This window comes from Iningainema tapete BLCC-T55, from assembly GCF_014698965.1.
Classification (GTDB): domain Bacteria; phylum Cyanobacteriota; class Cyanobacteriia; order Cyanobacteriales; family Nostocaceae; genus Iningainema; species Iningainema tapete.
On the sequence record NZ_JACXAE010000117.1, the window covers coordinates 1 to 23,161 of the forward strand.

Consider the following 23,161-nt stretch of genomic DNA (forward strand, 5'->3'; position numbering starts at 1 on the left):
TTTATCCTGACTCAGTACTAACATTAGCTGTGTTTGTCCTGACTATTTGAATGTTTCTGCCAAAACTGGATGCTCCCAATTGCTATCTTATCCAACCCTGACTTCAGATGAAGAAATACAAATCCGTGATTTCTTAACTAAGATTATAGTGTTGGAAATTAATAGTAACATCAAGACATTAGCCATTGCACTTCGCAAACAATATAAACTTAGGCTTCCTGACGCAATAATTGCCGCAACTGCAAAATCCCTAAATGCAACGTTGTTTACAAATGATGTCAAATTTGCAAATTTAACAGAAATTAATACTCAGTCAGTGCAAATTGTGTAACAAAGGGCATTGATTGCTTACTTTTTACCTATGCTAATTCTGTTTTGGCTAGAAAGGGCTTAAGATAGAAAAGCCCAGTTGCCAGGGTAAGAGCATCTCAATTAGGCTTGACACAAGGAGTCAGAAGAGTTTAATGTAGTGTCAAGAAAACAGGTTTGAAGAATTTGAAGCATATAGTCATTGTCCATAGCAGCGCGTTTACTTTTTTGACGAAGACTACGTTTGTAAGTTTGTTCGCGATTGAGAACGTTGAGAGCAAGGCGTCGGAGGAGAGAAAAATTACGAGGGCTGTGGAAAGAACGAATACGACAAGCATCTTCAAAAAAAGTACAATCGAGGGTCCAATGTGCTTCATTTTCAATCGCCCAATGTTTACGGATAGCCCGACCAATCAGTTGAGCATCACTGTGTAAAGAAGTCAAATAGAACTGAACTTCGCTCCTTTGTTTTATTCCAGAGATGACGCACACGAACAACCATAACTAGGCTTTGTAAGCCTGCCCATAATTTAGGTTGATAAAGCTGAGGAATAGAAGTTGCAGGTACAGTCCAACCGAAGCGAATTTCCGTGCGATGATGTCCTTACGAAGATGCGTTTGTCATAACTGAAATCAATCCCGGTAAAATTATCAGCTAATCGCATTTCAAACCATTGCTTAATTTGAGAGTAGAGAGTTGGATGATTGGCTTTAAGTGTCAGGACATAATCGGCTTTCTTGTCAATAATTTTTCTGGCAATTTCAGTTTGGGTTCCCATTGCATCAATAGTGATAATGGAACCAGCAATATCTAGTAACTCTAGTAATGCAGGAATAGCAGTGATTTCATTGGATTTATCATCCACTTTCAACTGTGCCAAAACCAAACGTTGTTCACTTGCCCAAGCACTAATGACATGAAGGGCTGATTTACCTTGATTACGATCATAGGAACCTCTAATTGTCTTGCCATCTATGGGGATAACCTCTCCTCCCATCTTTGTGACCAGAGTTTCTACCCATCGCAAAAAACATTGATTCAATGCCTCTGGGTCAATGAACTCAAACACCCGACGAAAAGTATCATCTGAGGGAATACCGTTTGGTAATTCCAAAAACTCTTCTCACCAAGTTTGCTTGCTAATACCGTAGTTCTCAATGTCTTCCCATCCTTGCGCTCCCCCAATTATTGCCAAAATCGCAATTACTAAAATATCTGTAAGTAGATGTTTTTTAGTTCGCTCTACTCTTGGGTCTTTGATGTCTCCAAAGTGCTTAACTAAACTCTGCTGAATAGCTTCAATTTCTGCGACTACATTTGGCTTCCGCTGATGACGAGAATTTTTGTTGGCAGAACTTTTGTTGGTATGAGCAGATTGACTTTCAAAGCCCTGAGACATTTGAGTATTCCTTGAGATTTTTCAAGTGGCATTGCTATCTGTCATCTCAATTACCATTTTAATTCTTATTTGTCAAGTACACATTATACTAAATTAGATGAGCTTACCCTGGCCCAGTTGCTAATTATAGCAACTGGGCTTTTCGTTAAATTACAGTTTTTGCATTAAAGAATAGGTTAATCTTATGCAGCGTTTTGCTCAAGATTAACTTTGACGACTTTGTTTTTTTCTTCAACAGTCTTGGGCAGTGTCAAATTCAAGATACCGTCTTTGTAATCGGCTGTAACATTGGTATTTTGAATCCGAGCAGGTAAAGGAATTACGCGCTGAAATTTACCATAGTGAAACTCACTCTTAGTAACGCCTTTTTCTTCAGTCTTTGTTTCAGACTTGCGCTCACCGCTAACGGCAACAGCTTTTTCTGTTACTTGGATATCTAAGTCTTTTGCTTCGATACCGGGAATTTCTAGCTTGAGATGAATGGCATCGTCTGTTTCAGATAGTTCAGCAGCAGGAACTCTATTGAAGCTTTTTGCTAATAATGTAGATGGCATAATTTCTTGATCTAACAAGCGATTGATTTGAGTGTGTAGGGTGTTAAATTCTTGCCAAGGATTTCTGCGAGCTAGTAACATAGTTGTTAGTTCCTCTGGGAATTGTTTTTAGTTGTTTCACTTACCTTATGTTTTTATATTATTAAAACTTAAATTAGTCTTTTGTTCGGTTCTTATCACATAAGTAGTTACAGATACCCGACTTCTTTAAGAAGTCGGGTATCTAACACTTAGCCTAAGCCTAAAGTATGAAAAATAGCTTTTTTGCGGTTTTGCTTTCCACTTTCTTTTAAACTAAGAGCAGCAACTCGATTCATGATCGCAAACCCCGCCCGATAAGAGTGGGGTTGTACATTTTTGCATCTCCCTCATTGTTATTTATGCATTCAATCAAAACAACCGCTACACCCCAGAATGTGTCATCTCAGGAATTGCGAGAAAGCGAGCTAACTCAACTACCAAGTTATGGTGCTGATACTGCAGGGAGGATCATGAAGCCGGAGTTGATTTCTCTCAAAGAAAATTTGACTGTGGCTGAAACTCTGGAGCAAATTCGCCGCTTAGTCAATGCTTGCGATATTTATTACCTTTACGTCACAGATGAGACTCGGCGCTTGACGGGAATTTTGTCTTTGCGCGAGTTAGTGACGGCTCAACCAGAGCAGATGATTGGCGTAATCATGACACAAGATGTGGTATTTGTCAAGACAGATACAGAGCAAGAAGAAGTAGCAAGATGTATACATATAACTTCTTGGCTGTACCTGTGGTAGACACAGAACAGCGTCTTGTCGGGATTGTTACAGTTGATGAGGTGATTGATATATTGGAAAAGGAAACTACTGCGGATATCTATGCTGTTGGTGGTGGTGTGCAGTCGGATGGTGACAACTACTTTCAGTTAGATTTATTTACTATTGCCCGCAAGCGAGTTGTGTGGTTGTTTGTATTACTGGTGACTAACACTGTCACGGGTACAATTATTAAATCGCAAGAAGATATTTTACAACAGGTGGTGTCGCTGGCAGCGTTTATCCCTTTGCTAACTGGTACTGGCGGTAATGTTGGTGCGCAATCTTCTACGGTGGTGATTCGTGGGATGAATACTGAAGAAATTCAGACAATGGGACCATTTCAAGTTATTGTCAAAGAAGCAATTGCGGGTGCAATACTGGGAGGAGTGTTAGGGATCGTTGCTACCGCGTGGGCAATATTTCTGCAAGGTAATATATCTGTGGCGATCGCCGTTGGATGCAGTCTTGTTGCTATTTCTATTTTAGCTTCTATCTCTGGTTCGGCACTACCATTTTTGTTTCGCTTACTCAAATTAGATCCAGCGTTGATGTCAGCACCATTTATCACCACAACAGTGGATGTACTTGGCGTGTTGATTTACTTCAATTTGGCACGATTAATTTTGATTTAGTAGAGACGTTCCGGCGGAACGTCTCGACAATGATTATAAATAATGCACGTTTAAATTCGGTCGATGTCAATTGAATCCAAAATCCTTACAGTTCTGATGCTGAGTCTGGGGCAACGATTTCGCCAGTACCCAAGTTCAATATCATATCTTGATCGGTAATTAGATCTGTGAGTTCTTTAGCTTGTAAATTCATTTGCTCACAAGCGAGGCGTAATTCTTTGGCAAAAGTATTAAGATCTTCTCCATAACCACATTGAAGAGCAGCGGTTTCAATTCCCTGTGGGGCGTTTGCTCTTGCACAATCTACTAATTCAGTACCTTTCAATGGTGTAGGGGATGCCATATCCGTGATGTTTTTATAAAATTGTTTGTTGTCAGATTATCAACTAAGAGGAAGGATCTCATCTTTCCAATGGTGTACAAAAAAAGAATTCGGAATTTGCAAATTCCGAATTCCGACTTCTAAGCACTAATTGTCGTTTTGTACAACAAGTTGCGAGTTGCTACCATGCCTGTAACTAACCTATCCATTTCCTCTTGGGTATGAAGGGCGTTAGCAGTAATCCGAATCCGAGGTTTGGCAATAAACCAAATTGGCGATACCCATATACCGTAATCTTTCATAATTTGTCTGCCAAAAATCTTCGGATTAATTTCTGGCGGTAAAATTACTGGTATAACATTGGTTTCGCCAATTGCCATAAAACCTTGTTCAACCAAGCGCGATCGCAAGTACTGAGTATTTTCCTGAAGTTTTTTTACTCGTTCTGGAAATTTGCGTACTTGACGAATACTTTCTAAAGCTGCTGCAGTTGCTGGTGGCGGTAAAGAAATTGTGCCTATTGAAGTAGGAGAAACATTTAACAGTGGTATTAACTCGGCAACATGGCTGCTAATTGCTGCTCCTGCTGAAGCGGCAAATTTAGAAAAAGTTGTCATTATTAGAGGCACAACACCTTGCTCAATTGCTTGCTGCGGTAATATCCCGAAATGTTCATAAATTCCTCTCCCCGTAGCCCCAATTGCTCCACTGGCATGAGCCTCATCCATAACTAGCACGCTGCCTTCGTATTTACGCATCACACTAAGCATATCTGGCAAAGGTGCAATATCGCCATCCATAGAGAATACTGCATCAGATATCACCATAATCCGCTCATCGGCGCGTGCATAGCGATACAGTTTGCGAGCCAAATCTTCCATATCGCAATGGCGGTAAGCCTTGACTCTCACACGAGGACTATGACTAAACACCTTACCAGAACGAGTTCCTGCATTGACAACTGCTGAGACAATACAGCCATGATTGAGAACATCAGTGAGAATCAAAGTCTCTCTGGTATTCTGAAAACCTGGTACAGGAATTGCCAAGTGACAGAAAGCGTCCATCAAAGCTTGCATTGCCATCCAGGCATTCATAAATAGCTGCGTGTGCGGCAGATGTTTAAAAGCGGAAATTTCCTCTTCTAGCTGTTTGTGTAGTTCAATCCGACCACTTAAAACGGAGGCAGAACTATTAGACGTTCCGTATTGTAGAATAGCATCAATAGCAGCTTGCTTGACGGCTTCTTCTTGAACTAGCCCCAAGACATCATTTGTGCAGAAAGTCAGAACGGTTTGACGTTTACCTGTCGCCGCTTCTGTAATCTCAACCAAATTACCCTGCTTTTGATGACAAATATACTCATCAGGCTCTAGTCCACTTTCGTACCAGCGCTGGACATACTCTTTGACAATTTGCACAAGTTTAGCCCTCTCACCTTATACCATTTCCCGTAGGGTTTTGGTTACTACATTTTTGCATGAATTGTTCGTATTGACGGATAACCAGTCGCTGGACGGCAATAATTGCCGGGTTAATTTCGACATAGCGCCGTTGGGGATTTTTTAGATAAGTTTGCTGCTCACTCTCCATCATTTCAATATCTTGGGCTAAAAATCTCAGCAGCACAAAGCGCTGGAGAAATATTCGCATTAGTGGTGCCATTGGTTTAAGTAACCATTTGGGCAGGCGGAGTTTGAAAAAGAAGAAGGCAACAGAGCGAGTTTCTGTTTGATTGATTGGTAGCCGCATTAAGTATAAAGTAGAAATTCCCTGTAGGGAACTGTAAAAGTTAGGATAGCGGTATTCGGTGGCAACAGGTAGAGTTGTCACTTGATCGGCTCTTTCGCTTAATCCCAAAAACTTAGCCATGTAACCTTTATAGGAAACTAAGTATTCGGTACGGACTGATGTTTCCGTTTCCTTTAAACTAATTAGCACAGGATCGAACCAGCCCTGCAACTTTTCGTGCAGAAAACCATGAAACACGTCCATCGAATTTTCGTTGCAGATGGTAAAGTGTGCCTTAATCCGGGCAGGGACTGGTACCATAAACCAATCGGGATGGTCAAATTCTGGGATGTCTGGTGGTTGTTGAGTAGAAGCTAAGGTAGGATCTCCGGGGAAAATCCAGATCAAATTGTATTTTTCTTGAACTGGATAACTGCGCACGGAGGCACGGGGAAGTTTTTGTTCTTCGGGAAGGTAAGGAATGCTGACGCAATTTCCTTCACCGTTAAACTCCCAGCCATGATAAGCACAAGCTAAGTTACACCCAAGTACTTTACCTTTATCCAAGGCTACTCCTTTGTGAGGGCAAACGTTCTCTAATGCATGTAGACTCCCTTGATCATCACGGTAAACAGCGATCGCTTCTCGCCAAATTATCACTGACTTAATCTCACCTACCTTAACTTGGTTTGCCCACCCCACCGCATACCAGTAATTTGGGTTAATCCCTACCTCGCGGACAAGGTTCTGAACTGTCTGACTTTTTAGGGTCGTGGCTAGTTCCATTTGATCGTACCTTTACCTGTTTCTGTTATAATACTTAAACTTATCGTATTTCTTAAGTCAATCATTTTATAGCTAGTGAATGCTCCCCACTACGCCCTACCAGTGCAACTTAATTGAATTTGTACGTCTACGTAATAGTAGACTAAAATTTCAGGTGTTTTATTGATGTTACGCGATCCTAAGCTGTTAGTGCTGCTCGTAGTAGGTTCCCTGACAACAATGGCAGGCGGAATTTTTGCGCCAATTTTGCCAGAAATGGTACAACAACTCCAAATCAATCCAGAGTTAGCAGGCATCCTCGTCAGTATGCATTGCTTAACCATTGCTCTGTTTAGCCCACTGCTGGGAATTTTAGCAGACTGGATTGGGCGGTTACGTGTTCTTTACCCCTCTCTGCTCATCTATGCTCTTGCCGGAACTTCAGGAGCTTTTTTACAAAGTTTTTGGCCTTTACTCTTGACACGTGGTTTACTTGGTGCTGCAAGTGGTGGAATTGCTGCCGCAAGTCTAGGTTTGCTGGGAAGTATGTATGAAGGAAAAAAGCGATCGCAGGCTTTAGCCTTAGCCACCACTACTTTGACAATCACTGGCATTACCGATCCCCTGCTTGGTGGTTGGGTGGGAAATAGTAGTTGGCAAAATACCTTCTACCTTTACGGACTAGCTCTACCTTATGCAATCTTACTAGCATTAATTTTCAAGGAACAATCACTACCAGCAAATAGTAACGGAAATGAAATAGGTGATAAACTATTTCACGTTTTAAGCTCTCGTCATGCCATCAAGTTACTTATCGCTCTAGGATTGACATCTGTGGCAATGTATGCTGTGGTAATTTATGCTCCTATCTATTTAAAAGCGACAATTGGCGCAGGACCGGTTTTAAATGGTATTGTTCTGGCATCACGAGCGATTGGTGCAGCATTTGTATCAGCCTTTGGGGCAAGCAAGTTGGCACAACGCTGTGGCGCAATGCAAGCAACAGCCCTGGGATTTGGATTAATGGCTGTAACATTGGCAACAATTCCCCTGTTAAAAGTACTAAGTTGGATTTTGTTGAGTGCAATTCTCTTTGGTGCTGGCTTTGGCATTGTTTTACCCAGTATATACAATGCCCTCGCCAATCTTGCTCCCTCTCAATTACGCTCTAGCGTGCTGTCAGCCGGAATAGGGGTAGGCTTTTTAGGACAGTTTACGTCTCCAATTTTACTAGGACCAGTACTTGGTCATATAGGTTTGTCAGCAGTTTTTTATACAGCAGCAGGAATTGTGGCGCTCGCCGGATTATTTCTGGTTGCGCCAAAACGCACGTAGAGACGTTCCGGCGGAACGTCTCTACAGCATCTGCCAAATTTTCCGGATTTTTTGTTTTCTGTCGCGGCTGAAAATGGCGATCGCTAAACTAAACAAAATATACGGTACTGCTAATAAAAATCCTAGTAATGTACGCCATTTACTCCAAGAAAACACAAATCGAGACACAGGACGTATACGCCAAAATCTATTTACAGAACATACCATTTCATCACCCAAAGCGGTTACCTCATGCCACCATCCTGAAGGAATATAAAGAATTTCGCCGCGATTCAGTATTACTTCAATTTTATATTTTAGTGCTTTTTCTAACTTAGGAAAAGATTGAAAATTTGGTTTTTCTGGGTAGACTTGACTAAACCAAGAACGTAACTTTAAGCCGTGACGCAAATGAATGTAAATCGGAAATGGGTAGAGATTAGACAATTGAGACGGAGGAAAAAGCACAACTTTTTTTGCTCCATGCAGTTGCATTAGTGTGCCATCCACGGGATCATAGTGTAAAGACTCAACATGACCAGATGGTCCGATCCAGATGTTCAAGTCACTCACAGGCTCATTCAAACCCAGTTTAGCTCCAAGATGGAAAGATTGTGTTTGAGCAAGAGGCGTATTTTGAATTGAACATTTGGCTAAATAGATATCCTTTTCATGAGCCTGACGGTTACGCAACATTTTTGCAAACTCAGTAAATGGTAGATTTTGCGCATCAACACCACTGCCAATATTTACCCATTGGCGTTTATCCTGCTGATACCTTTCCTTTCCGTAACTCCGTAAGAGAAACCTTTGCTCCCCTAAATTTTCACATAAATATTCTAAATCCCAATCACACTCCTGAATTAATCCCGTAATTACAACTGGTACTCCAGTTTTCTGATAGTCATGAAAAAATACTTCAGGCGTTAAAGATGCACCGTCTACACGCTGTATTTGAAAGTTCATTTCAAGGGCAGGCATGGAAAGTACCTTCATCCTCTAAACAAGAATTGAAAAACCGCCCATATAGTAACATTTCCTGTCATATATAGGCGGTTTCAACAGTTGTCTTTAGCGCTGATGGTAGAATCCTAGCAAGCAGTTCGTGAAGACAAAATTATTAAATTTTGGGATGTTGCTAAAAGAGCAACTTTATGCACTACCTGTAAAGGTAACTTCAGGAAATTTCAGCTGAGCTTCTCCCATTGGGCGGTTTCTGCCTTCTTCTTGCCAGTAGTTAATAACTTCTGTAGCTTTATTGAGCAACTCCACCCGATCCACTTCAGTAATCCAGTGTTTGGATTCTAACTCCTTTTTTAATTCTTCCCAGGCATCATTCCTGGGCCAGAAAAAGTACTTAGTCAAAGGACTTGTGCCTTTGCCTACTACTTGATCCACCGCTAAAGCGACGTTCTCATCTAACCACAGAATTTTCAGAATAAACTTGGTCAATCACACCTCCGGGAAATATCCGGGCAATACTTACTGTCTTTGCGATCGCTTATTCTAACGCAATACTCCCCTACTGACCAAACGCTTATTGCTAATTGCTCATGACTAATTGGACAATTATCTATAAGCCATGAGCAAAATCTAAAATTCCATGAGAGCAATTGTCGTTTTCGATATTGATGGTGTAGTGCGCGATGTCAGTGGTTCCTATCGGCGTGCGATCGCAGATACTGTAGAGCATTTTACTTTTTTAGAGTATCGCCCCACATCTGTGGAGATTGACCAACTCAAATCTGAAGGCATTTGGAATAACGATTGGGAAGCATCCCAAGAATTAATTTACCGCTACAAAGAAAACCAAACATCCCGCGAACAACTACAACTTAACTACAACTCCATTGTCGCCTTTTTTCAATCCCGTTACCGAGGAACAGATCCCCAAAATATGACAGGATATATTTGTGATGAACCATTATTGTTACAGCCAAGCTACCTAGAAGAACTAACACTAGCTGGAATTCCTTGGGGATTTTTCAGTGGTGCTACTCGCGCTTCTGCTAATTACGTTTTAGAAAAACGCCTGGGCTTAAAATCACCAGTGCTGATTGCAATGGAAGACGCACCCAGTAAGCCAGATCCCACCGGACTTTTTGCCACCGTTCGCCTCTTAGAATCTCCTCCTCGTCCCACTCGTTCCCAGGTTCCACCTGGGAATGCCTACACACCGGCTCCGCCGCTTGAAGGAATTGACAAACCACCCATAGTAGTATACGTAGGAGACACAGTAGCTGACATGTACACAGTAGAAAAAGCGCGACAACTCGAACCCAAGCGTACCTGGATTGGCGTAGGCGTATTACCCCCACACGTTCAAGAAACAGCAGCGCGTCGTGATGCCTATGCCGAGACACTGCTAAAAGCAGGAGCAGCAGTAGTTTTGAGTAATGTAGAAGAATTGACGATCGCCAAGATTCAAGAATGGTAGCATACACAAAAAGCTAGCGTAGTCTAATCTGATTTCCAATGATTGGGAGATGAAAAATGTCTGCACGGAAATTGCCTGAAGGACCCCAAACACTATCATCAATCCAGACGCTTCAGTGGCTAACTCATCCGCTAGAATATATGGAAGACTGTGCTAAACGCTATGGTGAGATCTTTACATTACGGATTGGTCCAGTTTTTACAAATCAAGTATTTGTTAGTAATCCTGAGGCGATCGCTCAGATTTTTACCACCGATCCAAAACAGTTGGACTCTGGTGAACCTGCGGGGATTAAATCACCTTTATTAGGGCGGCAATCAATGCTGGCGCTGGAGGGCAAACCTCACCAACGGCAAAGAAAGCTGTTAACACCCCCCTTGCATGGAGAACGGATGCTAGCTTATGGTGAGCTAATCCGCGACATCACCAAGCAAGTGACTAGTCAATGGAAGGTTGGCGAACCTTTTTCAATCCAGCCATCCATGCAAGAAATCTCTTTCCAAGTAATTTTAAAAGCTGTATTTGGTCTAGAGGACGGACCACGTTACAATCAACTAAAGCAGATGTTGATTGGGCTGCTGAATCCAAAAAGACCTTTATTGAGGTCATTGATATTTCTTTTCCCTTTAATGCGAAAAGATTTTGGTTCGTGGAGTCCTTGGGGAATATTCATACGCCAAATAAAACTTCTTGACGAACTCATCTACGCCGAGATTCAAGAACGTAAACAGCAACTAGATCCATCGCGCAATGATATCCTCTCATTAATGATGGCAACTCGCGATGAACAAGGGCAGCCGATGACGGATGTGGAAATACGTGATGAGTTAATGACTATGTTGGTGGCGGGTCACGAAACCACTGCAACTGCTTTATCATGGGCTTTGTACTGGATTCATCATCTGCCCCAAGTGCATGAGAAACTGCTCCAAGAATTGGATAGTTTGGGTGAAAAAGCAGATCTGAACCTTGTGTTGCGCTCGCCATATTTAAATGCCGTGTGTAGCGAAACACTCCGCCTCAACCCAGTGGCAATGTTAGCATTAAATCGAGTCGTCAAATCACCATTAGAAATTATGGGCTACCAGTTAGAGCCTGGTACATTAGTAGTTCCCTGTATTTATTTGACCCATCATCGAGAAGATTTATACCCTAATTCAAAGCAGTTTAAACCAGAGCGTTTTTTAGAGCGGCAATTTGCCCCCTATGAATATTTGCCCTTTGGTGGTGGGAACCGTCGCTGTATTGGGATGGCATTTGCCCTATTTGAGATGAAAATGGTTTTAGCGACAGTGCTGTCTGGTTGGCAAATGGAACTAGTTGACAGCAAACCAGTGCAGCCAGTACGTAGAGGTGCTTTACTGGGACCATCAGAAGGTGTGCGGATGGTGGTGACAAGTATACGCCATCAAAATCAGCCAATCTTGGAGACTAGCTCTAGTTCAGTTTCAAGCTAAAGAGTGTGGGGGCGATCGCGTCGCATCCCATTCGAGTTGTCTAATTTACCCTGCACTGCCTGGTACTAATTAGCTAATTCCTTCAGTGAGGGTAGATTCGACAATATCGGCAGCCCTATCCAGTCCTCCGGTGCTTTTAAATAGAACCGACATTCGACGAGCTGCATCAATGTAGTTTGGTTTACTAAGCAAGGCGTCCATTTTGCGGCGCACCTCAGTACTGTCAAAATGTTTCTTGTTCAGCTTTAAAGCAGCCCCTAAGTCCACAATACGTGCCGCATTGTAGTGCTGATCTCCAAAGAAAGGCAATGCTAGGATCGGTTTTTCCCAATGTAGAGCCTCGTTAATGCTGTTCATACCACAATGACTGATAAAGGCACGAACTATTGGATGAGAAAGGACTGCTTGTTGCGGAACAAAGTCTTCGATCCGGAACGAGGATGGTAGCGCAGGCAGAATATGTTGCTGACTCTTAGGTAAAGACCACAGTACCCGAAATTTAGGATCGCTAAGTCCGTCCACTAATGCTTGAGCTTGCCATGATTCGATAGTAGCAAGGGTACCAAAAGCGATATACACAATGGTCACTTCTGCGATCTCTTCCAACCATTTCCTTAAAGAAGGACTGAGAGGTTCAATTGTTTTTGGAAAAATCGGTCCAACCATTTGCACATGAGGAGGTAGTGGGCGTGGAATTTCAATGCCAAAAGCTGTGCCGACGATGATGGGACGTTGGCTAAAAGGATCTTTGATTTTTTTGCAGTTAGAACACTCACTGCGAACCTGATTGAGCTTTCTCATCACAGGCAAAAAATGAGGCATCAGCAAATAAGGTCGAAGGAAATTCACCAAGCGTTGCCATATATTCATTTCTACAGAATAGGATGTACCGAAGCGAGGGTACTTAGAACTGCTAGGGACAAAATTACCCAAGAATCGAGTTTGAATAATGTAGGGAATCTTCATTTGCTGGGCTAAGTCCATCGCTGGAATAACCGCACGATCAATCACTAATATATCTGGATTGTATTGCTGAAAAATAGCGAGCAGCGTTTTGTACATAGGAACATACAAATCAATCAGCCCATTCAACATCATTTTTTCACCACGCCAGATACTTTGTTCCTGAGAAGCTCTTTGCCACACACTCTTGTTTTTGTCATTAATACCTTCATCAGTTGTTTCCTGTCTTGGCTCCCATTGAATAAAATTAGCTCCGGTATTAGCAAGCCACTCCCTAGCCTCTTCAGCAATGGCAAAACTTACTTGGTAGCCTCTGCAAACCAACTCTTGAGCTAGGGCAATCATTTGATTTGTATGACCACGCAGAGGAAGTGAAACAAACATAATATGTTTTTTCATTTTTATTCATCCAAATTCGATATTCTTATGAGCGTCGCTAGATTGACCTGTTTTTGTGTACTCCGTTTACCCCTTGCTAGAAATATAATCTTTTCATTTGATATACCTGTAGAATGTATGTTAGGAGTTAGTAGATACTTGTGTGATTATTTCTCTGTAATTCTCAATTCTTCTGCTTTTCTCTGTTAATTACTATTTAGTTTATGGCAGAACTATGCAAATTACTCTTGCAGAAACTGTGTTGCCCAATGGGATGAAGATATTTTGTCTTCAAAAGAAGTTAGTACCAATAATTTATCAACAAGTTCAAGAGTACCTTAAGAATGGTATTGAGTTGCAAAAAGGCGACACTGTATTTGATATTGGGGCGAATATTGGTTTATTCTCTCTGTATTTGTATCAGTTATATCATAAAAATGTGAGCATCTATGCTTTTGAACCCATCCCAGCAATCTTTGAAGTGCTGCACCGCAACGCCCAACGCTTTGACCCAGAAACTATAAAGGTATTTTGCTGTGGGCTTTCTCAGGAGTCTAAAACCTTAAATTTCGGATATTATCCCAACGCTCCAGTGTTATCAACTGCCTATCCAGAGGATTCAAAAGAAGTAAGAGACAGATTAAAAAAAACTACACTTGACAATCTCAAAGACTTACCTTCAGCCTTTCGTTGGATTTCTTGGCTTCCTCCGTTTCTGAGGTCGCTAATTTTAGATCGGATATTAGAAAAAGCTTTTCAACAAGAGCAAGTTACCTGTCAAGTAAAAACAGTATCAGAGATTATACGCGAACACGATATTCAGCGGATCGACTTGCTCAAAGTAGATGTGGAAAAAAGCGAACTAGATGTGCTTTTGGGCATCGAAGAGCAAGACTGGTTAAAGATTAAGCAAATAGTTGTTGAAGTACACGATTTGGATCATCGAGTCGAGAAAATCACGTCTTTGCTTAAAAAAAACAGATTTAATGAGATGAAAGTGGAGCAAGAACAGGCGCGAAAAGGGACTAATGTTTTTAATATATATGCTGTGCAGTAGAAGCCCACGCAGCAAAAACCCTTATTACTGTGTTGGAGCCAGGACAGGCTTGCCTGTGGATACAGCTTGCTCGATAATATCACTGGCTCGACTCACTCCCCCTGCTCTACTAATGGCTTCTTGTAATCTAAGTGCATTCTTTTTGTAAGAATCTTCTTTCAGTACACGCTGTATGGCATCTCGCAGTTTGGGAACATTCACGCGGGCTACAGGTACAGCCTCACCACAACCAGTCCAAGCTATACGTGCAGCCACTCCTGGCTGATCGTTGGCAACCGGAATTGCTACCATCGGCACACCATTACTTAAAGATTCCAAAGTGGTATTCAAGCCCGCATGGGTGATGGTGAGTGTAGCTTTTTTCAGCAGTTTTAGTTGAGGCGCATAACCTACCACAAGGGGCGAACCTGGCAAATCTGAAAAAGTTTCTGGACTAGCCGAACCACCAAGAGAAATTACTAGCTGAGCATCCAAACCTACACAAGCTGAGGCAATATCACGGAAAATGTACTGTAGGCGATTTTGTACAGTTCCCATCGAAGCGTAAATCAGTGGTTGCCCTGTCAACTTTTCCAAAGGGAAATCAACTCTTGGTCGCCCTGTGAAATCATGATACGGTCCTGTAAAATGGAACCACTGGGGTAAATTTTGTCGAGGAAATTCAAATTCAGCTGGTTGTTGACTAATAATCGCTAGTTTGGAGTAAGACTCTCTAGGATGAGAGTGTATGGGCAATTTCCTCTCTTGACGATACTCATTGATCACCTGCTGGATTGGTTTGCGGATTCGACGCAGCTGAGAGTAAGCCACTTGATTGCGTAGACGCGCCCACCAAGCAGGATTATAGCTCCAATTGGTGAAAAATGGGGGAACGCTGTTTTCCTGATTCAGCACCACAGCACTGCACACGGTAACGAAGGGAATTTGCAAAAATTCTGCTACCGTACCTCCGCCTGATATAGTTTGGTCTACCAGCAATGCTTCTATACCAGCATCTTTGATTGCATCTGGGGCATATAGAAGTAATAGAGCAGTTGCCTGTGTAAAAAAAGTAATAGTATACCGTAATGCCGCCTGCCCATTGAGTTCCCCAAGCTGAGCTAATGATTGCGCTGTCGTTCCCACTGGAGACTCCGATTCAGCGATCGCTCGAAATTCAAAACCTGCCTCTAGTGCCTTAGATTGGACATCAAGTACTCCCACAAGTGTAACTCGATGACCACGTTTTTGTAGTTCACGTCCGATGGGAAACATCGTATTTAAGTGACCAGTTGAGGCAGGACAGATAATGCCAAAATGAGTCATGGTGTCGTTTCCTTCACTACCTGAACCTTACTAGTTGCAACTAAATGTGACTTATGCAGTTAAAAGTCCGCTGTTACTTTAGTGTCAAAAACTTATCCAAAGCTGTTACCATGCTAGGAGGCCAGCGACGGGTATTTTTTACCCAATTGATATCTTTATAGCGTCCATCCAATCCCACTGCTGATACCCAGTTACTTTCGGCTTCACCGATTTTTCCCTGTACCCAGTAAGCAGCAGTGAGGGCGGCACGTACATCGGCAAAGTTGGGATATTTACGGGTAATATTCCGCATCTGACGAATAGCTTCGTCTGTTTTGCCAATTTGATAAAGGGCTAAAGCGTAGTTAGCACGAGCAAAGGCAAAATTCGGCGCAGTATCAGCAGATTTTTTGTAATCAGCGATCGCCTCCTCCCATTTTCCCAAACCCGCCTGAGCATTACCCCGATTATTGTACGCCATAGCATCCTTGGGATCGAGTTCGAGAACGTGATTGTAATCTGCTATAGCATCTTCCCATCTTCCCAAACCTTCCAATGCCGTACCGCGATTCAAATAAGGGTCAGTGACATTTGGCGCAAGTTCTACAGCTTTGTTATAATCAGCCAACGCCTCAACCAACTTATTTTGACTAACTCTGGAATTTCCCCGATTACTCCAAACTGCGGCATTATCAGGAAATTGTTCGAGAATCTCCGTCCATAATTGCTCCGCTGTAGCAAAATCACCCTTATTCGTAGCCGCAAAAGCCTGAGTCGCCAACTCATCCCTTTGTCTTAACTGTTCTGGAGTAATATTAGATGACTCCGCAGCCATCACCGCCTTACCCCAGCCAAACAGCAACAACAAACTTAAAATAATCCCAATTAACTTCTTCATCTGTGTTTATCTGTGGTTCTAATCTAAAACGCGGTTGTAGAGACGCCCCACCGGGGCGTCTCTACTATTCAGGTAAAAAAGACAACTGTTGATTGGGTGCTTTAAAACCCATATGCTTATACGCTGCGGGTGTCGCCATCCTACCACGGTTCGTCCGCTGCAAATAACCAATTTGCATCAGATAAGGTTCGTAAACTTCCTCAATTGTTTGTGTATCTTCACCTGTTGCCGCCGCAATCGTCTCCAATCCCACCGGACCGCCATTAAACTGTTCAATAATTACACTTAACACGCGACGATCTGTCCAATCCAAACCGCAAGGATCTACTTGAAATAGTTGCAGTGCCTCTGCTGCAACTACTTCTGTGATTTCACCTGATTTTTTTACTTCAGTGTAATCACGTACACGCCTGAGTAATCTATTTGCTATTCTTGGTGTTCCCCTAGCTCGACGTGCTATTTCTGTTGCACCATCTTTATTAATGGGTGTTTGAAGTAACTCGGCACTGCGCAGTACGATCTGACTGAGTTCATCTACTTCATAAAATCTGAGTTTTTGAATTAAGCCAAAGCGATCGCGTAGTGGAGAAGAGAGCGCTCCCGCACGAGTTGTGGCTCCGACTAAAGTATACTTTGATAGTGGTAGACTGCGCGTTCGAGCGTGAGAACCTTTACCAATAGTAATATCTAAGCGATAATCCTCCATTGCCGGGTATAATAGTTCTTCCGTCATCCGGGACAGACGATGAATTTCATCGATAAACAGAACATCCCCAGGCTTGAGGTTTACCAGTAGTCCGACAATATCTCTAGGACGTTCTAAAGCTGGCGCACTAGTAATTTTGCAACTGACCCCCATTTCAGATGCTAAAATCATTGCCATTGTGGTTTTCCCCAAGCCAGGAGGACCATACAACAATAAGTGATCTAGTACTTCACCCCTCGACTTAGCTGCTTGAATGGCGATTTCCAGTACGTCTTTTAAATCTTTTTGCCCAATGTAATCAGCAAATCGCTGGGGACGAATACTCTCATCTTTCCCTTCATCAATGGTGGCTTCGGGTTGTAAAAGATTTTGCTTTTCTTCTTGGGTTGCTTCCTCCCGTTCTTGTTGTGGTTTATTTGGTTCTGGAGGCTGTTTTTTCGAGGAGATAATCGCCATATGCCGATTTTAGTTGTGGGATGAGTGGATTTTGAATTAGAGATTGAGAATCAATCTTGTGGTGGTAACGCTGTTACACACGACAGTAGTGAGCATAAATACGGATAAAAAAATTTTCGGTTCGGAATAACACTCTCCACTTTAAAATTTAAGTTCCGGACGTTTACTAAGGGGTGTAAAAGTTCTTATGTTGGCTAAAAGAATCTTACCTTGTCTAGATGTGAAGGCGGGACGAGTTGTAAAAGGAGTTAACTTTGTCAACCTCCAAGATGCGGGTGATCCGGTGGAATTGGCAAATGTTTACAATTGTGCCGGTGCAGATGAGTTAGTATTTCTTGATATTACAGCTACTCATGAAGACAGGGACACGATTATTGACGTGGTTTACCGTACTGCAGAGCAGGTGTTCATTCCGTTGACTGTGGGTGGTGGGATTCAATCCTTAGAAAATGTTAAAAATCTTTTACGAGCAGGGGCAGACAAGGTTAGTATTAATTCGGCGGCGGTACGCGATCCAGATTTTATTAATCGGGCAAGCGATCGCTTTGGTAATCAGTGCATAGTTGTGGCAATTGACGCCAGACGCAGAAACGATCCCAACAATCCAGGTTGGGACGTGTATGTGCGGGGTGGACGAGAAAATACTGGTTTGGATGCCTTAAATTGGGCGCAAGAAGTATCCAAGCGCGGCGCAGGAGAACTGTTAGTGACGAGTATGGATGCCGATGGAACTAAAGCAGGCTATGACTTAGAGCTAACGCGAGCGATCGCTGAGTTAGTAGAAGTTCCTGTGATTGCCTCTGGCGGTGCAGGAAATTGCGAACACATCCACGCTGCCCTTACCTCTGGTAAAGCCGAAGCTGCTCTACTCGCATCGCTTTTACATTTTGGTCAGTTAAGTGTAGCAGAAATCAAAAATTATTTGGGAGAACGTCAAGTTCCAGTGCGAATGTCTTCATGAGCAACAAATTTAGTCTTCTCCACAACTAGAGTAGTTATACACAGATTACAAAATAATGTTACGATTAGTTAAATACAATTAATAAATATAAAAAAATATGTTGATTCCTATTTTAGTTTTTGATGTAGCACTGGTAGCATGGTCGCTCCACTTAATGGAAAAAGCTGTTGCGAATAAAGAATTTTCTCTCATGTTGGCAGGTGCGCTAGTGGCGATCGCTGCTGCTGCCATGTTAGTAGTATACTTCCTCATGGGACACTGCATGAGCTATTTGCTACAAGTATCGTGAATTGCTAATTGTTTTCAGCTATTAGCCATCAACCATTAGCAATTAGCAGTCTTTAGTATTGACAAACTTCTACCTTGTAAGGTATGATAGAAAACGCATAATATCGGGGTTATAGCTCAGTTGGTAGAGCACCTCAATGGCATTGAGGGGGTCAGCGGTTCGAATCCGCTTAGCTCCATAAACTTTCTGTTTGCTCTAAATTAGCTAAAGTATCCCTAGCTTCAGTTGAATATTGCAGGCTGAATTGCATTAATCATCAATCTCCAAGTCTGCATATTGAGCAAAAGAACCTAAGTCGTGAACTTCTCCTGCAGCAGCTTGTTGTAAACCTCTTTGTACCATCGCCATCGCTTCAGAATTTTGCCACAGCCATCGTTGGTCTTCAGGAATTTTTTCGATATCCACAGGGTCTAGCAGAATTTGTCCTGCATCATTGATCAGTACTCGATAAACTTTTGCCTTGGCTGCTTCTCCTAATGTTAAGTCACCTTGCTCATTTGTTATGATAGCTTTTTTAATTACATAAAAATTTTGATTGGTAATTATCATTATTAAATTGTCAAAAACATACAACTTCTGATTATAAATTAAAATCTAAATTATCATTTCCACAAGCAAATATTGAGCGATTATGCCTTTTACTATCAAGCAACTCCATCGTTAACACCATTCTTTTGTATCACTTGTTTGTAACGTAAAGCAGCTGCGATGAGAGCATCATTTGGCTTTTGTGGGTGCTTCAAAGCTTCTACAAAAGCTTCAGCGTCTTCTAAACTAAGCTTAAGTGTTTGATGCCGCTCTATAACTTTGTAAGCTGCTTCCTGAAGGCTTGCAATGACAAAATCTATTAAGGTGACTCCCTGTAAGTCAGCCGCTTTTTGCCATAAAGCTTTGCTTTCAGAATTAACACGAGCTTCTAATCTAGTTATTTGTTTCGAGGTGTTGGTGTCACTCATAAAACACAAACGTAACTCTACATTTCAATTCTAAACGGTAATATGCCGGATAGCTCAAGAAATCATCAATTTGTGAGCTAAAATCAAAAAAAAGGAGAATAAATTTAAATGCATCAACTCCCTAAAGAACTGCAGGAATTAATGAAGCAAGCAGACAGACTGGCACCTGAAGACCAATTGAGGTTGGCTTCCTATCTCCTAGAAAAAATTAGCCATTGCGAGATAAAACCCAAGCCTCGCTACAATGTCAAAGAATTTCGTGGCATTGCTCCTAATCATATGTCTGGAATGGATGCTCAAGAGTATGTCAATCGCATCAGACGAGGAGAATTCCCAGAATTGGAAATTGAATATAGGAATGAAGTGTGAATATTGAAGAAAGCTCCAAATTGCTGTTGCTCTAGCAACAAATTGTGAGGCATTTTTGACTAATGATGCTAAGCTGTTGCGCATTACAGAAATACAAGTTTTGGTATTGGATGATTTTGATTCAGATATCTAAATGTAGAGACGTTACATGTAACGTCTCTACAAAATTGTACGGTGGTATTAAACGCTCTTCTTGCCCATCAAACGGAGGAACAACTTCTCCAATTCAATCCAAACAAACATGAGGGCGCTGAAGCCAAAACAAATTCCTAACTCTTGGAGACTGAGGAAATGAGTACCAAAGAAAGCTCGCAGAGGTGGAACGTAAACTAGCATTAACTGTAAAATTGTTGTTAAGACAACAGCACCAAGTACAAAGGGATTGGAAAAGGGATTCATTTCAATCGTTAAGCGGGTGTTGGAACGAATAGCGATCGCATGTCCCATTTGGGCTAAACATAAGGTAGTGAATACCATAGTCTGCCACCTTTGTGGATCAAGTCCTGCACCTGTAACCACTTTCACATGATTGTAAGCCCACACCATGAGAATAATGGAAATGATGGCGAAGATAATCCCAATCCGAATCATATAGGAACCTAAACCACGAGCAAAAATACTTTCGCGGGGACTAAAAGGTGGACGTTTCATCACATCTGGTTCAGGAGGTTCTACAGCTAATGCCAACGCGGGTAAACCATCTGTAACCAAGTTCATCCACAAAATTTGCAGTGGCGTGAGGGGAACACCGCCCAAACCCAATATAGGCGCAGCAGCGATCGTAATTACTTCACCAATGTTACTACCGAGAATGTACTTAATAAAACGGCGAATATTTGTATAAACTACTCTACCCTCTTTTGTAGCGGTAACAATTGTAGCAAAGTTGTCATCTAATAACACCATATCGCTGGCTTCTTTACTTACATCCGTGCCAGTGATACCCATCGCAATACCAATGTCAGCTTGTTTAAGGGCTGGTGCATCGTTTACACCATCACCTGTCATGGCAACAAATCTACCCCGGCGTTGTAGTGCTTGAACAATTCGCAGTTTGTGTTCTGGGGCAACCCTAGCGTAAATGCTCACCAAGTCTACATTTTGTTCTAGTTCTTGGTCACTCATGCGCTGCAATTCTTGACCTACTAGCACGCGATCGCCTGCTTGCGCAATACCTAAATCAGTAGCGATCGCTCTTGCTGTCAACTGGTGATCTCCAGTAATCATGACTGGGCGAATACCTGCTTCTCGGCACTCTTGCACAGCTGCCCTGACTTCTGGGCGGGGTGCATCTAACATTGCTACCAATCCCAGCCACACCATGTCTTGCTCATAGATTTCATCCGATCCTTCGGGCGGAAGTTCTGTGAGAGGTTTGTAGGCAAAACCTAGCACGCGCAAGCCATTACCTGCCATCTGATCGTTTTGTGCAAGAATTTGCTTACGTTGTTCATCGCTTAAAGAAATTGAACCACTACCTACATAAATGCGAGTACAACGTGCCAAGATTAACTCTGGGGAACCTTTAGAGAACATTAAGTAACTTTCAGATTTTACCAAGTTACTGATTACAGGATCGACAGATGACAAAGGCGAGACACCCGTCTGTACTTGCTCCACCTTACAGATTACGCTCATCCGCTTACGTTCTGAGGAGAAAGGGAACTCACCAACCCTTGGTAACTTACTATTCCATTGGTCTTTTTCAATTCCTCCCTTTGCCGCCACTGTTACCAATGCGCCTTCTGTCGGATCTCCCAAAATTCGCCATTCACCTTGTTGCTGTTGCAACTCCGAATCATTACAAAGGGCGCAAGCGACTAGAATTGCTTGGAGTTCTGGACTTTCTTGGGGTTCAATTTTGTTGCCTTGGAGTTCAAAATCGCCGGATGGTGCGTAACCAGTACCTGTAACACTCAAAGATTGATTATTAGTACTTTGTTGAGATTGATGTACATTATTAACATTTTGTGAAGTAGAAACATTTGTATAAACAGATTGCACCACCATCTTATTTTGAGTTAGGGTGCCAGTTTTATCTGAGCAAATGGTAGTTACGGAACCCAAAGTTTCTACTGCGGGTAGTTTGCGAATCAAGGCATTTTGCCGTACCATGCGTTGGGTTCCTAATGCCAAGGTAACGGTAATAACTGCGGGTAAGCCTTCTGGTACAACAGCCACTGCCATACTCAAAGAAACTTCGACGAGATCTTTTAAATTGCTAAAACCTCTGGCTTGGATTACCCCAGCGATAATGACAAGTGCGACTAAAACTAAAGAACCCGATACAAGCACGTTGCCAAGTTGAGTCATCCGTTGCTGCAAGGGGGTAGGTTCATTTTCCACCGACTGCAACAAAGCGGCAATTTTGCCTAGTTCTGTTTTCATCCCAGTGTTGGTTACCAGAACTTTGCCTCTTCCTTGAACAACTTCTGTACCTTGAAATACCAGATTAATGCGATCGCCCAAGGAAGTTTCTTCTGGCAATGCCATTTTTGCCCGCTTGTTGACAGCTTCCGCTTCACCTGTCAATGCCGACTCTCGTATTTGTAGGTTTGACTCTTCAAGCAAGCGTCCATCTGCTGCCACCTGTACCCCTGCTTCTAGCAGCATCACATCTCCAGGAACCAGCTCTTTTGCTGCTACTTCCTCCAGTCTGCCACTGCGCATAACTCGCACATTGGGAGATGATAGTTTTTTCAGGGCGGCAAGAGCTTTTTCTGCACGACTTTCTTGGACGTAGCCCAGGATGCCGTTAAGGATGACAATTGCTAAGATGGCGATCGTATCTTTAAAAGGCATTTCGCCAGCTTGTAACTTTTCTCGCCAATCTAGCAGATCGATACCCCCAGAAATTAGGGCAACGGCAATCAGCATCAACAACATAATGTTCTTGAACTGATCTACCAGAATCTCCCAAGCACTGCGTCCACTGGTTTCCTCTAGTTCGTTAGGACCGTATTTTTGCAATCGCTGTTCTACTTCTTGAGGAGATATGCCAGTGTCTGCATTACTGGAAAGCAGTTCTAGAGCTTTATCAACTTCTAAACTATGCCAAACGGTAGCTGAATCAGGAAGAGAATTAGCAGACATTATATAGCTCACAGGAAACGGTTACAGAATTCGATC

At 42.4% G+C, this 23,161-nt stretch carries 21 protein-coding genes, 1 tRNA gene and 2 pseudogenes; 10 read left to right on the forward strand and 14 right to left on the reverse strand.

The features are described 5' to 3' along the window. Positions 1–46: 46 nt before the first annotated feature. A complete protein-coding gene (locus ICL16_RS37990; RefSeq protein WP_202895921.1) occupies positions 47–331 on the forward strand; it encodes a PIN domain-containing protein in 285 nt (94 codons plus the stop codon). A gap of 101 nt (positions 332–432) precedes the next feature. Here the strand turns inward: ICL16_RS37990 and ICL16_RS37995 are convergent. Then, positions 433–1,709: pseudogene (locus tag ICL16_RS37995) on the reverse strand (ISAs1 family transposase). Between the two features lie 182 nt (positions 1,710–1,891). Further along, positions 1,892–2,344, reverse strand: a complete 453-nt coding sequence (locus ICL16_RS38000; protein ID WP_190836754.1) for an Hsp20/alpha crystallin family protein — start codon at positions 2,342–2,344, stop codon at positions 1,892–1,894. Positions 2,345–2,715: 371 nt separating this feature from the next. Between ICL16_RS38000 and mgtE the strand changes: the two are divergent. After that, positions 2,716–3,689 (forward strand): annotated as a pseudogene (gene mgtE, locus ICL16_RS38005) (magnesium transporter); the annotation flags it as partial. Between the two features lie 85 nt (positions 3,690–3,774). On the opposite strand, the gene ICL16_RS38010 reads toward mgtE, so the two are convergent. The 3 genes from ICL16_RS38010 to ICL16_RS38020 all read right to left on the reverse strand — a co-directional run bounded on the left by ICL16_RS38010 (position 3,775) and on the right by ICL16_RS38020 (position 6,528). After that, positions 3,775–4,032, reverse strand: a complete 258-nt coding sequence (locus ICL16_RS38010; RefSeq protein WP_190836755.1) for a hypothetical protein — start codon at positions 4,030–4,032, stop codon at positions 3,775–3,777. 119 nt (positions 4,033–4,151) lie between these two features. After that, positions 4,152–5,432 (reverse strand): aminotransferase class I/II-fold pyridoxal phosphate-dependent enzyme, encoded by a 1,281-nt coding sequence (locus ICL16_RS38015; protein WP_190836756.1) that lies wholly within the window; start codon positions 5,430–5,432, stop codon positions 4,152–4,154. Between the two features lie 13 nt (positions 5,433–5,445). Beyond that, positions 5,446–6,528: an aromatic ring-hydroxylating dioxygenase subunit alpha gene (locus ICL16_RS38020; protein WP_190836757.1), complete on the reverse strand. Its 1,083-nt coding sequence runs from the start codon at positions 6,526–6,528 to the stop codon at positions 5,446–5,448. Positions 6,529–6,693: 165 nt separating this feature from the next. Here ICL16_RS38020 and ICL16_RS38025 point away from each other — a divergent pair, with 165 nt between their 5' ends. Next, complete coding sequence (locus tag ICL16_RS38025) at positions 6,694–7,842, forward strand: MFS transporter (protein ID WP_190836758.1); 1,149 nt, start codon at positions 6,694–6,696, stop codon at positions 7,840–7,842. Between the two features lie 21 nt (positions 7,843–7,863). Here the strand turns inward: ICL16_RS38025 and ICL16_RS38030 are convergent, their stop codons facing one another. Continuing rightward, entirely contained in the window at positions 7,864–8,802 is a 939-nt protein-coding gene (locus tag ICL16_RS38030) for a cupin-like domain-containing protein (RefSeq protein WP_190836759.1), read from the reverse strand. A gap of 171 nt (positions 8,803–8,973) precedes the next feature. Then, complete coding sequence (locus tag ICL16_RS38035; RefSeq protein ID WP_190836760.1) at positions 8,974–9,273, reverse strand: 30S ribosomal protein PSRP-3; 300 nt, start codon at positions 9,271–9,273, stop codon at positions 8,974–8,976. Between the two features lie 151 nt (positions 9,274–9,424). On the opposite strand from ICL16_RS38035, the gene ICL16_RS38040 reads away from it, so the two are divergent. Together ICL16_RS38040 and ICL16_RS38045 are read left to right on the forward strand one after the other, a co-directional pair. Further along, positions 9,425–10,258, forward strand: a complete 834-nt coding sequence (locus ICL16_RS38040; RefSeq protein WP_190836761.1) for a TIGR01548 family HAD-type hydrolase — start codon at positions 9,425–9,427, stop codon at positions 10,256–10,258. A 56-nt stretch (positions 10,259–10,314) separates the two neighbouring features. Beyond that, positions 10,315–11,715, forward strand: a complete 1,401-nt coding sequence (locus ICL16_RS38045) for a cytochrome P450 (RefSeq protein WP_190836762.1) — start codon at positions 10,315–10,317, stop codon at positions 11,713–11,715. A 69-nt stretch (positions 11,716–11,784) separates the two neighbouring features. Here the strand turns inward: ICL16_RS38045 and ICL16_RS38050 are convergent, their stop codons facing one another. Further along, entirely contained in the window at positions 11,785–13,077 is a 1,293-nt protein-coding gene (locus ICL16_RS38050; RefSeq protein WP_190836763.1) for a glycosyltransferase, read from the reverse strand. A gap of 214 nt (positions 13,078–13,291) precedes the next feature. Here ICL16_RS38050 and ICL16_RS38055 point away from each other — a divergent pair, with 214 nt between their 5' ends. After that, on the forward strand, positions 13,292–14,113 hold the full coding sequence (locus ICL16_RS38055) for an FkbM family methyltransferase (protein WP_190836764.1): 822 nt from the start codon (positions 13,292–13,294) through the stop codon (positions 14,111–14,113). Between the two features lie 24 nt (positions 14,114–14,137). On the opposite strand, the gene ICL16_RS38060 is transcribed toward ICL16_RS38055, so the two are convergent. The 3 genes from ICL16_RS38060 to ruvB form a co-directional block, all read right to left on the reverse strand. Continuing rightward, the gene (locus ICL16_RS38060; RefSeq protein WP_190836765.1) at positions 14,138–15,418 is read right to left on the reverse strand and encodes a glycosyltransferase; all 1,281 of its coding nucleotides are present in this window, start codon (positions 15,416–15,418) and stop codon (positions 14,138–14,140) included. A 73-nt stretch (positions 15,419–15,491) separates the two neighbouring features. Further along, on the reverse strand, positions 15,492–16,295 hold the full coding sequence (locus ICL16_RS38065) for a tetratricopeptide repeat protein (RefSeq protein ID WP_190836766.1): 804 nt from the start codon (positions 16,293–16,295) through the stop codon (positions 15,492–15,494). A 64-nt stretch (positions 16,296–16,359) separates the two neighbouring features. Next, on the reverse strand, positions 16,360–17,457 hold the full coding sequence (ruvB, locus tag ICL16_RS38070) for a Holliday junction branch migration DNA helicase RuvB (protein ID WP_190836767.1): 1,098 nt from the start codon (positions 17,455–17,457) through the stop codon (positions 16,360–16,362). 187 nt (positions 17,458–17,644) lie between these two features. On the opposite strand from ruvB, the gene hisF reads away from it, so the two are divergent. The 3 genes from hisF (at position 17,645) to ICL16_RS38085 (ending at position 18,885) form a co-directional block, all read left to right on the forward strand. Next, positions 17,645–18,418: an imidazole glycerol phosphate synthase subunit HisF gene (hisF, locus tag ICL16_RS38075; RefSeq protein ID WP_190836768.1), complete on the forward strand. Its 774-nt coding sequence runs from the start codon at positions 17,645–17,647 to the stop codon at positions 18,416–18,418. A 97-nt stretch (positions 18,419–18,515) separates the two neighbouring features. Next, positions 18,516–18,707: a hypothetical protein gene (locus ICL16_RS38080; RefSeq protein WP_190836769.1), complete on the forward strand. Its 192-nt coding sequence runs from the start codon at positions 18,516–18,518 to the stop codon at positions 18,705–18,707. 105 nt (positions 18,708–18,812) lie between these two features. Further along, positions 18,813–18,885, forward strand: a tRNA-Ala gene (locus ICL16_RS38085). A gap of 71 nt (positions 18,886–18,956) precedes the next feature. Here ICL16_RS38085 and ICL16_RS38090 read toward each other — a convergent pair. Both ICL16_RS38090 and ICL16_RS38095 read right to left on the reverse strand, forming a co-directional pair. Beyond that, positions 18,957–19,256: a hypothetical protein gene (locus ICL16_RS38090; protein WP_190836770.1), complete on the reverse strand. Its 300-nt coding sequence runs from the start codon at positions 19,254–19,256 to the stop codon at positions 18,957–18,959. 95 nt (positions 19,257–19,351) lie between these two features. Beyond that, positions 19,352–19,663, reverse strand: coding sequence for a type II toxin-antitoxin system TacA family antitoxin (locus ICL16_RS38095; protein WP_190836771.1), 312 nt, complete (start codon positions 19,661–19,663; stop codon positions 19,352–19,354). A gap of 108 nt (positions 19,664–19,771) precedes the next feature. Between ICL16_RS38095 and ICL16_RS38100 the strand changes: the two genes are divergently transcribed. Next, positions 19,772–20,032, forward strand: coding sequence for a hypothetical protein (locus ICL16_RS38100; RefSeq protein WP_190836772.1), 261 nt, complete (start codon positions 19,772–19,774; stop codon positions 20,030–20,032). Between the two features lie 180 nt (positions 20,033–20,212). On the opposite strand, the gene ICL16_RS38105 is transcribed toward ICL16_RS38100, so the two are convergent. Next, positions 20,213–23,125: a cation-translocating P-type ATPase gene (locus tag ICL16_RS38105; protein ID WP_190836773.1), complete on the reverse strand. Its 2,913-nt coding sequence runs from the start codon at positions 23,123–23,125 to the stop codon at positions 20,213–20,215. Positions 23,126–23,161 lie beyond the last annotated feature (36 nt).